Annotated in this window: 9 protein-coding genes and 2 pseudogenes; 4 read left to right on the top strand and 7 right to left on the bottom strand. The window is 54.3% G+C overall.

Annotated elements, in window-relative coordinates; genetic code table 11:
- A pseudogene (locus ACRXB1_RS21090) lies at window positions 1–355 on the bottom strand (transposase); the annotation flags it as partial.
- 537 nt (window positions 356–892) lie between these two features.
- Window positions 893–1,450: a cytochrome b gene (locus ACRXB1_RS21085; protein WP_449493106.1), complete on the bottom strand. Its 558-nt coding sequence runs from the start codon at window positions 1,448–1,450 to the stop codon at window positions 893–895.
- 480 nt (window positions 1,451–1,930) lie between these two features.
- On the opposite strand from ACRXB1_RS21085, the gene ACRXB1_RS21080 reads away from it, so the two are divergent.
- On the top strand, window positions 1,931–2,671 hold the full coding sequence (locus ACRXB1_RS21080; RefSeq protein ID WP_449493105.1) for a DUF4118 domain-containing protein: 741 nt from the start codon (window positions 1,931–1,933) through the stop codon (window positions 2,669–2,671).
- Window positions 2,668–3,579 carry an alpha/beta hydrolase gene (locus ACRXB1_RS21075; protein WP_449493104.1) on the top strand — a complete coding sequence of 304 codons (912 nt, stop codon included), beginning with the start codon at window positions 2,668–2,670 and terminating at the stop codon, window positions 3,577–3,579. Before ACRXB1_RS21080 ends, ACRXB1_RS21075 begins: the two co-directional genes overlap by 4 nt.
- Here ACRXB1_RS21075 and ACRXB1_RS21070 read toward each other — a convergent pair.
- Window positions 3,490–3,921, bottom strand: coding sequence for a transposase (locus ACRXB1_RS21070; RefSeq protein ID WP_449493103.1), 432 nt, complete (start codon window positions 3,919–3,921; stop codon window positions 3,490–3,492). The genes ACRXB1_RS21075 and ACRXB1_RS21070 overlap by 90 nt on opposite strands.
- Window positions 3,922–4,179: 258 nt before the next feature.
- Window positions 4,180–4,597: pseudogene (locus tag ACRXB1_RS21065) on the bottom strand (chromate transporter); the annotation flags it as partial.
- Window positions 4,598–4,806: 209 nt separating this feature from the next.
- On the opposite strand from ACRXB1_RS21065, the gene ACRXB1_RS21060 reads away from it, so the two are divergent.
- A complete protein-coding gene (locus ACRXB1_RS21060; RefSeq protein WP_449493102.1) occupies window positions 4,807–5,367 on the top strand; it encodes a DUF4337 domain-containing protein in 561 nt (186 codons plus the stop codon).
- 6 nt (window positions 5,368–5,373) lie between these two features.
- Here the strand turns inward: ACRXB1_RS21060 and ACRXB1_RS21055 are convergent, their stop codons facing one another.
- The 3 genes from ACRXB1_RS21055 to ACRXB1_RS21045 all read right to left on the bottom strand — a co-directional run bounded on the left by ACRXB1_RS21055 (window position 5,374) and on the right by ACRXB1_RS21045 (window position 7,224).
- Window positions 5,374–6,003 carry a histidine phosphatase family protein gene (locus ACRXB1_RS21055; RefSeq protein WP_449493101.1) on the bottom strand — a complete coding sequence of 210 codons (630 nt, stop codon included), beginning with the start codon at window positions 6,001–6,003 and terminating at the stop codon, window positions 5,374–5,376.
- A gap of 511 nt (window positions 6,004–6,514) precedes the next feature.
- Window positions 6,515–6,823: a hypothetical protein gene (locus tag ACRXB1_RS21050; RefSeq protein WP_449493100.1), complete on the bottom strand. Its 309-nt coding sequence runs from the start codon at window positions 6,821–6,823 to the stop codon at window positions 6,515–6,517.
- A 113-nt stretch (window positions 6,824–6,936) separates the two neighbouring features.
- The gene (locus ACRXB1_RS21045; RefSeq protein WP_449493099.1) at window positions 6,937–7,224 is read right to left on the bottom strand and encodes a hypothetical protein; all 288 of its coding nucleotides are present in this window, start codon (window positions 7,222–7,224) and stop codon (window positions 6,937–6,939) included.
- Window positions 7,225–8,670: 1,446 nt separating this feature from the next.
- Here ACRXB1_RS21045 and ACRXB1_RS21040 point away from each other — a divergent pair.
- Window positions 8,671–10,088, top strand: a 1,418-nt coding sequence (locus ACRXB1_RS21040) for an acetyl-CoA hydrolase/transferase family protein (RefSeq protein ID WP_449493098.1), incomplete at its 3' end; no start/stop codon positions are given.

Here is a 10,088-nt window from a genome sequence, read left to right as displayed (position 1 = left end):
AGCAACCGGTCGCGGTTCTTGCTGAACGTCGAGTGGTCCCACACGGTCCCGTCCATCGGCAGGCCGACGAACCAGCGGAACAGCATGTTGTAGGAAATCTGTTCCACCAGCATGCGCTCGCTACGAAAGAGTACAGCACCTGCAGCAAAAGAGCTCGCACCAGCTTCTCCGGCGCGATGCTCGGCCGGCCTCCTTTCGCATCGGCTTCGTACATCCGTGCAAACACATCGTCCATGCGTTTGAGCGTGTCATTGAGCCACGTTCGAATCGGACGCAAGGTATGGTCCTTCGGCACAAAATCGTCCTGCTTCAACACCGTGAACATTGATTCGGTAAAACCATCTGGCCCACGCATCCGTTCCATCTCGCTCTCATTGATGACATCGGTTCAACGTTTACCCCTTCGTCACGGATGACCGCTACATGAGGTATTTCACCAGTCTGCTAATGGAGCACGCCTGAAGTCGGTGCCCGGCATTCGCCCGCTATGGGGGAATCTGATGGTGCACACTTTGGGCAAGACTGAGTCGCGTGACGGTGCGCTGAGCCATTAACATCCGGCTGGTGGTATTCGCGGCCGACCGTGCGGCCGCTAACCAGAAGGGTCAGGGACGCGACGATCAGGGGTCTTGGGGATCTTGGTGTATACGGCATCTTCATGCTTCTCTATCCGATCGTCCGGATTGCTTTTCAAACACCTTGGCTCATCAAGCCATCACCCGAACACATCACGTGTGTCGTCTGTAACGCCCAGCGGCGTCTGATTGTTCCATCATGCCCGACGGGCAGCAGGGGTGTTCTGCTTAGGCTTGGTTTCGTCCCTCTCTACTGAAACCGGCGGTGTGGGCTTTCACACCGGCATAGAATGAAGACTGGCGCGTCTCATTCTCGATCATCGCCGTCGCGGTAACATCCGGCGCAAAGTGTCATCCTTTATGATGAAATGGTGAAATAATGCAGCAGATACATGCAGACCGACAGCCACGAGTAGGACCCATGCGAAAACTTGGTGAATGTCGCCCATTTCATGTCCGAGAACTGAGCCTGTAGGTGAGAGCGGCGGCAGGGGAATCAATCCGAACAAAGAAACTTCCCATCCACGCGACGATGCGTTAGCCCATCCCATCAGCGGAAAAGCGACAAGTAATGCATATAGAAGCCAATGCGTCGCACGGGCAGCTGTCTGAAGCGGAGGCGGGAGGGTAGTTGGTTCTGGTGGCACTGTGTGCGTAAGCCGCCACGCCAATCGAATCAGGACGACCAAGACAATCAGCGACCCGATCGAAAGGTGCCAACTGATTAATCCAATTGGCTGTGTATCTTTATGCACGTCCGGCATTACCCATCCAATGGTGTACTGGATGAAGAGGAGCAAGACCGTTATCCAGTGAAAAAGCTTCGCCGGTGCGCTGAAGCCCTTGCGGTTGTGAGTTGTGGTGTAAGTTTTCAAATGAAAATCCATGTGGTAGTGTTCAGTCGAAGACCAGATTCATTTTCCTGTCATGACTCTGCCGACCTTGACTTAGGTGAAACTTAGGTTTTTGTCTTTCTCCGGCCTACCAGTCCCGTTGCCGCTACTTATTTTATTACCGCGGCACCAATTACGCGTACTGCTGTCAAACGGGAGCAGAGTCTCCTTCGTATTGGCTCATGCAATTTATTAACTCTTAGGCCTTCAGGCAATATTTTAGAAGTGTAAGTAGTACCTTATCCTGAATGCGGCATGGATAGAGCCATCAGGCGTTGCAGCTGCAGCTTGAATAATTTTAGTTCATCGCATGCCTAAGGGGCGCCTAAGTCTTGGCGTTCTAGATTACAGACGCAGTGTTGTGCTGTTCGCTCGGGGAAGTGAAGCTTAGCAATAGATAAAGAAAATTAAATGTTAAATAATGCAGGAAGTTGGGCACCGCGAGGCCCATGGCGATACGCAGTGGCGCTTGTGGCTGCGCTCGCTGCTTTTGGTGCGCGGGAACTAATGCATCCGGTTTTAGAAGCGCACATGCCCGCTTTGTTTTTTACAATTGCCGCCGTTTTGGTGGGGTTTTTCTTGGGAATCGGGCCAGCAATACTTGTTGTCGCTATCGGTGTGCCAGTTGCGGATTACTTTTTTGTGCCGCCTTACGCGAATTTTGGTTACTTTGACAAGGAGGACATAATCCTCTTTGTAGGGTTTCCAGCAGCTACGCTTTTGTTCCTCGGCATGATCGAATGGCTGCGAAGAACTCAGCATGAGGCGAAGCTTTTCGCAGAGGTCGCCAGTTCTCGGCATCAAATGCTTTTACGCTCAGATAAGCGGAGGAGGAAAGCTGAGGCATCGCACTTAATTTCGGACCGGTTGATTCGGCAATTTACGGACAGAAATGCCGACGTTTTGTATGTGGGTAAGGTCGGATCATCCTATGAGTACGTCAGCGAATCACTCCACAAAGAAATTGTTCCGCTTGAGGGGGCGTCAGCGTCAGAGCGATTGATAGCGACATTTTCTGCTAGCGACGCATCAACGTTTGTCGCCGCGTTCGAGCAATCAAGTGACGAGGGAACACGGAGTTGGTCGGTGAGTTTGCCTCGCCGTGATCCGGCTCTTTCTGACTTGTTGTGTCAGTTAGAGCGCTTCCCTACCGCCCATGGCGCGTACCTGATAATGAAAATCCCTCCAAAGTCTATCGCATGAACAAGCAAAACGTTTTGATGCAGGACATCTTCCATCCGGTAAGTAGTCGAGATCATGCGGTCTTGTTGCTCCATGGATTAAGAAGTACGCCGCAAGAGATGGGTTATCTGGCCCGGTCTCTCGCCAAGCAAGGCTTTGCTGTTCACGCGCCGTACCTTAACGGATACGGACTCGGAAGCTCTTGTGCCACGTCGGTTGAGTGGCGTGAACAGGTCAGAGTGCACTATCGCAAACTCACCTCAGCGTACAGGCGCGTGTCGGTAGGCGGTCTGTGCATTGGCGCCACTCTAGCGCTCGCTCTCGCCGTCGAAGAACCAGAACTGCTCGCATTGTCGCTGCTATCTGTGACATTGAACTACGATGGCTGGACCATCCCCTGGTATCACTGGATGCTGAACCTTGCCTACAAAACACCGATCCGAGATTTTTACAGTTTGCGCGAGCGCTCACCCTATGGTTTAAAGAACGCGGCGCTTCGAGCAAAGGTGGCGAAGAGCATGCAGCGTCAGGGTGATTCCGAAATTGGAGCGGCCAGCTTGTCGATGCACCATATTTTTGAAGCGAGGGCACTAGCGCGCTACGTCACGAGGAACATCGCAACGATTAAAGCCGATTGCTTGTTGATCCACGCAATAGATGACGACACTTCTACGACAGCTAATGCGGACCTCGTGTATTCAGGAGTCGGTTCGCAACGGCGACGAAAGATATTCCTGGATGACTGCTACCACGTGATCACGATGGATAACGAACGTGACTTGGTCGCTCGTGAAACACAATACTTTTTCGAAGAGGCGGCCGATCAAACCCGAAATCGATTAGATGAGACTGGTGCAACGCTTCTTAGTGCCAACGGCTTTCCTAATAAGCCCAGTGGATCTCAGGCTGCTTGCAGAGTTGACTCCTGACAGCACGGCGCGAACCGACAAGCTGTCCAAAATCGCATTGGCTGCTTCGGGGTTGCCGCGACGCTGCAGTTCGGCCACTAGCACTTGTTGAAGAAGTGGCCATACACCTTCCTCCTGCCACGCGCGCAGTCGCCGGCTGCAAACTTGGCCAGCTCCGTAGCCGAGTCCCTTAGGAAGCGCGGTCCACGAGATACCGGACCGTAGAACAAACACAATCCCAGAGAATGTTGCGCGGTCTGGTGCTCGGGGTCGGCCCGCACTGCGGTGCTTAGGCAACTGACGCTTGGGAATCAACGGTTCAATAAGTGCCCAGAAGTCGTCGTCTACAAGACCTTGACGCATAGTTCCTCCAAAGAAAGATTCAGAACCCAATCGCGTCGCACGTTATGGTTTGAAGTTAGCATAATCGGTCGCCGTGAAGGCTTGCTTGTGAGACATAGCGATTGGTGTTGTCAGCTGACATTTTGCTTAAGGAATACTGACATCACTCGAATACAGTGCTGCCCAGAAAGCTTATAGAATCAGTGCTTTTAGTTTTAAAATATGTCCCTTAGCTCAGACTTAGGGGACCGTCGGTTTCAACAAATTTTCACCTTAGATCTAGATCGCCTCGGCGATACCGGCTAGAGCACAAAGCAGTATGACGGCGAGCGGCGGAACCTTTCTGCGGGTCAGCAAAAAAAAAGCGATGACTGCTATCGCGGAGTCGAGCTTTGGAAGAACCGCACTTATCCAGACGGCTGAGATTAGTGCACTCGCTAGCAGTCAAATGACTGCAGCATTTACTCCGGCGAACAGTGCAGCCATCGACGGGTGCGCGTGCAGCGCTTGCCAGTGCGGGAGTGCTGCGAGCACGAGGACCAGGCCCGGGAGGAAAAAGCCCCGCGGCAGCGAGCAATGCGCCGGCCCGATGGTTTGGCGCTTCGGCCATCGTCCAGCCGAGATATGCCGCAAATGTGAACAATGGGCCATGAACGGCCCGCACGGCACCGTAGCCTACAACAAAATGATTCGAAGAGAAGCAAAGCGACTGACTGTTGCTGCCCGTTGGGATGAATCCCAGTCCAAAGAGCTTGTGCGTGATGTCTGATGTTTCCGAGGCCGCTGCGCGGGGACTTGAGTTTGCATTGTGCAATGCGTTGATCGCAGTCCCCATAAAATATTGCGATAAGATAGAAAAACTTTCAAATAAAGGCGTCGTCTTTGCGCCGCCTACATCGAGTCCTTATGTCCCACGAACACGCGCCTCACGATCATCTCGTCGAACAAGCGGCGCATTCTGGTGATCCACTGTCGCGCTGGGTTGCAGTCTTCACGGCGATTCTCGCAGCCCTGTCCGGCCTTCTTCATTACGAGGAAGGCGTGTTGCAGACGCAGGCGCTGATCTTCAAGAATGATGCTGTCCTCCTGCAAAGTAAAGCGAGTGACCAGTGGAGCTACTATCAGGCGCAATCAAGCAAGGGCCACCTGATGGAGCTGGCAGCTGAGCTTGCACCGCAGGCAAGGCAAGGTTTCTACCGTGATCAAATTACGAAATACGAGGATCGAAAGAAGGAAATTGCGGCGAAAGCGAGCAAGCTTGAAAAGGAGGTGGAAGGAGCGAATCAACGTTCGGAGGCGAAGGAGCATCCACAGCATTTGTTCGGCCAAGCGCTGGCTTGGCTAAGCGTAGCAATCTCGCTCGCGGCTGTTACCTCGCTCACCGGCAGTCGTAAGCTCTTCGTGCTTGCGGGGCTCATGGGCGGGGCTGGAATTGGCGTAGCAATCTTTGCTTTTTTTCACCTTTAAGCGACTTCAACGGACGGGACAAGCTGTGGGTTGATCGTTCAAACCTTCGTGTTCGACGGTGAATGAAGCAATGGGTTTTCCGGAGCGGTAAGTTATGCGCACGACATAAATGTTGTCGAAATCCTTGCTAGCCCATTTGGGTACGCTTGAAGCATCGCCACCGTAACGCTTAACGATGCGACGTGCCGTTTCTTCGACCATTGTGTGCTCCCAAGCGACCACTACAACACTGTTCTGATAGGTTACCGAGAGCAGGGTGTCGACGAGCTTGTCGACGTTCTTAAATCCAATCGATGCATTGACCGGCAAGCCGAAATAAATCGCAGCAGGCTCAATAGTCGCGAGGGGCCGGACATAATCGTACTTGGTCCCACGGTCGGTCTTTTGTTTAGCGGGATCGGGGGCGAATATCGCTTCCGGGCTGCCGAATTTCATTTGGATGACTCGGGGCAATGACAGAGCTCGATTTAGCCCTTGGCAGGAGAGCTGTCCAAGTCCTTCATCGGGCTTTTCGCCGTGTCGGACCATGACGATGGTCTGCGTGACGTCGCCGACGGCAAGAGCGGGCAATGGTACGTTCGCCGCACAGGCGAGAGTAACCGAGACAAGTGCGGATGCAGCGTGTTCAGTGTTCATCGTTGAGCCTCTAGGGATGGCTGGCTGATTTTACAAGATGGGCCATCATGCCTCTGCCCCGCGGCACAGCTAGCCTTGATAGGACGACCGCCAGTAAATAATCGAGAGGAGCGCGCTGTTTCGTATGTCCGGTCTGATATTTCCCAAAGAGACTGCTGATATGCAACAGGCGCCGTTGCTCCACTTGGCTTTCAAAACGGGTGCGTCGTAGGGTGAGCGGGGGAGCGATCGCGTGCCGTTCGACGTTCCTGGTACTTACTCAACAGTCGGGCGAAGGCAGGATACCGCGAGTCGAGCGAGCGGGGAGGGCGCCAGCCATTGGGCACCAATTTTTCGATGCGCCTGGCGACCTGGTTTTCGGTTTCTTGTGCAGCGGCTGCATCTCGGTCATGGACATCGCGCCGGCCTGAGCGCACCACGCGAGAAACCTGTCTACCGCGTGCGCATGTGTTCGGGCGCTTGGGCAACGATCGAGGGCAACGCGCAGGCGGCTTGAGTAATCAGTGCTTTTTCAGTCATGGACGCTCGCAGGTTCCGATTGTTGATCTCGCCGAGCGCTCGCCTGATCCAACAACTGCTCGAGTTCCTGCATGGTCTCGGCTTCGATTTTGATATTGCCCACTTTCAGGCGCAGCTTGCGGCCCGATCGTCCCTGAAACCACGCTGCGACGGCTACGCCGATGGCAGGGTCGGCGACCTGCGCGAAGGGAAGCACGAACTCTCCGACCAAGCAGCCGCTCGCGCCGGCGCAGTCCATCGTAAGCGCCACCGGATGCGCAATGACGCCGGCGCCGCACAGCTGCTGAAAAAAGGCGCGCACCGCGGCTCGGCACTCACGGCAAACAACTTGCCGTCACCGGCGCCGGGCAGGAGCTTGATGCGAAACGATGATTAGCTGCCATGGGTCCCCTTCCGATTCAGTCGCCAGCACGGTTAATGCAGCGTGCGCGTGCCACGATCAGTGTCGCGGTCGGTGGCCTGTAGCAGGATGCTGGCGCGGCATTCGGCCTTGATTGCGTCCGCCGCTTCGTCGACGAGACGGTTGCCGCGAAACCGTGCGATTTTGGCATCGATGACGGCTTCGACGTGGACGATGGCCGCTTCGACACTCACTGGGTCGTCCGGATTGAACTCCGCGGTGATCACTTCCTCCTCCAGCGCCTTAAGCCCTTCGGCGGCTTCTTCGAGGATCCACGTCATCTCGTCGGACAGGGTGGCCATGGGCTGCTCCACTATATGTGTTAAAGGATTATCGAATATATCAGCCATGCTGAGTCCACGTTACGTTGTTCGATCGTTGGTCCCGAACTGCGTCCGTAGTCCCGTTTCGGCTGACTCAGTTACTCGCGCGCACTGCCGCCGTCGCCCTTGAGATGGTGTTATTGATAGCAGGCGGCTTATCGGGGCCGCTGTTGCAAGCAGCGAGAAGTAGCGCAATGGCCGTCGATAGGATCGCTGTCGTCGAAACTGACTCTGCCGAGCAAGCAGATTTGAACGTGACGTCGTCTGCGGTTGGAACATAAATTTTCGGGTAGAAGTTGACGCGCGGAGCGCCAATTTTTGGTGAGGGTGGCCATGCGGTGCCTAATTGCCGATTGCTTTCTTCGGCCGCGGTCCAGTTCAGCGTGCTTTGAGGACACGGAGTTCCGTTTTTGTAACTGCGCTTTCGCCGGAATCTGTGCTGTTGCCCTCCGTAGTGGTCTCTGCGTTGGTTTCTCTGGCCGCCTTTGGAGGGCTGGCTGCAAAAATTGGCGGTGCAAAAGTTGCCCCGGGTGTTATTCGCGTGGTCTTCTGAAGCGCATTGGGATTGGATGTGTCCGCAGGTGTCGGTGCTTTATTCGGGGCGGCGGCGTGAAGGTCGTTGAAGCAGGCCACGCAAGGCAACCGTTAGCGCGACCAGTTGTTCAGACGGAATCCCTGCGCAGTCTGCTATGCGTTTAAATTGACTCTATTAGTAACCAACATTGGCCGTTGACGCATCATTTGAATAACAGGTCGAACGTGTGAAAAAGGCTTTTTCGACGGTTTGACAGATGTATACCGTACTCGGTTGGTCTTTGTTCTCACCGTCAGGTATCACTAGAACAATGAGTCAAGGGAACCCGTCTTATCGACGGCCTCGGAAATGCGAAAGACGCTGTGGGACGTCAGGATACTTAGCGCGATCGCTGAGCGGTGCCGCGGCTGTGAGGGCGAGCCACTCGAAACGACAGTTTCGCTGAGATTGTTAAGCCAGCCACGTGTTAGCGTTCGACGTTGCGTATTGAGTTACGAAGAGGTGGCAGCGACATCATCGCTCAATGGTCGCCATCATTCGCCTTAGCAGCGGCGCTCGGACATTGTTTGCGACTGTCAGGCGGGTAGCGGGAGTGACGACCCTTAGGTAGCGGTCCAAACTGCACCCCGCCGGCAAGTTACCGTGTTTTGCATTCTTTTGCTGACATCGCCCGACAGTTACCAAATTGCCAGCTCCACGGGTATTGCTCGCGTTACAGGTTCTGCCGCTCTACTATGCAATTGTGGACGGCACCGGTATGGGTCTAGCACCCCTCAAAATAACGGGCGTCTTTCAAATCCACCTTTGGATTCGGTGTGACGAGGGATAAATAACTGCAGGCTCGGACCTTAGACGCTGCGCAAAAAACATTGATTGCATCAGGAGACGACATGACGGCACAAGAGCTTTATCTCAGCAAACACATGCAACCGGAACAAGCTATTCGTCTAGTGCGGGACGGTGATTCGATTATCGTGCCTACCGGCGTTGGCGAACCCCCGTTATTGCTGACCGCGTTGTCCGAGCATCGGCGTGCATATCGTGGGGTCAGGGTTCATCAGATACTTGCGTTAAGGAAGTTTGGGTATTTCGATCATGAGACCGTCGAGCATGTACAGCATTCAGCTTTTTTCTTTGGACCGGCATCGCGATGCGGTGGTCAGGAAGGCTGGTCAGATTTCATCCCGAATTATTTCTCTGAAATTCCGATTCTGATCGAGCGCGGCCAGATCAATGCGGACGTCGTCTTCGCAATGGCATCGCCAATGGACGGGCACGGCTACTTTTCGCTCAGCCTCGGCACCGACTACACGATGGCGGCAGTATCCAAAGCTCGCGCTATCGTGCTCGAGGTCAATCCCAACGTACCGTTCGCCTACGGCCGGTGTCACGTGCATATCTCGCAGATTGCGTCGCTGGTCGAAAGCGCCGATCCAATCCTCGAAGTCGGAATGCCGACGATCGGTCCCGTGCAGGAAGCGATCGGCAACTACGTGGCGGAATTTATCGAGGACGGCTCGACGCTGCAAATTGGCTATGGCGGTATCCCTGACGCGGTTGTCATGCAATTGACCAAAAAGCATCATTTGGGCATTCATTCGGAAATGCTCGGCGATGGCATCCTGTCCCTGGTCGAGTGCGGTGCGGTCGACTGCAGCAAAAAGATCTTGATGCCCGGTAAAATTATCGGCACGTTCGTACTGGGGTCCAAGAGGCTCTATGACTTCATCGATCGCAATCCCATGGTTGAGATGCATCCTGCGAGCTTTACTAACGATCCCTATATCGCGGGTCAAAACAACAAACTTGTATCGATCAACGCGACACTTGAAGTCGATTTGATTGGGCAGTGCGGGTCAGAGAGTCTTGCGCATCTGCCGTACTCGGGAACCGGTGGCCAGGCTGATTTTGTAAGGGCCGCGAATCGATCGGAAGGAGGTCGGTCATTCATTGTTTTACCTTCAACGGCCAAGAACGGCACCATTTCTCGTATTGCCCCAGTGCTCGCGGCGGGTGCACATGTCAGCACGAGCAAGAACGATGTAAATTACGTAGTCACCGAGTTTGGCGTAGCGCAGTTGCGCGGCAAATCAGTGAAGCAACGCGCAAAGGAAATGATCTCCATTGCCCATCCGGATTTCCGTGGCGAACTGACAAAATCGGCGAAAGGAATGGGGATGATTGCGTATTCCACGCCATCGCGAACAAGGATTCCACGGGAAAAAAATCACGAATTCCACGGCAAAGTTAATGCCGATTCCACGGCAAAGTTAATGCCGATTCCACGGCAAATAGAACAAGGTTTCCA

Source organism: Caballeronia sp. M23-90, assembly GCF_053574605.1.
This window is presented reverse-complemented; position numbering and strand designations above follow the sequence as displayed.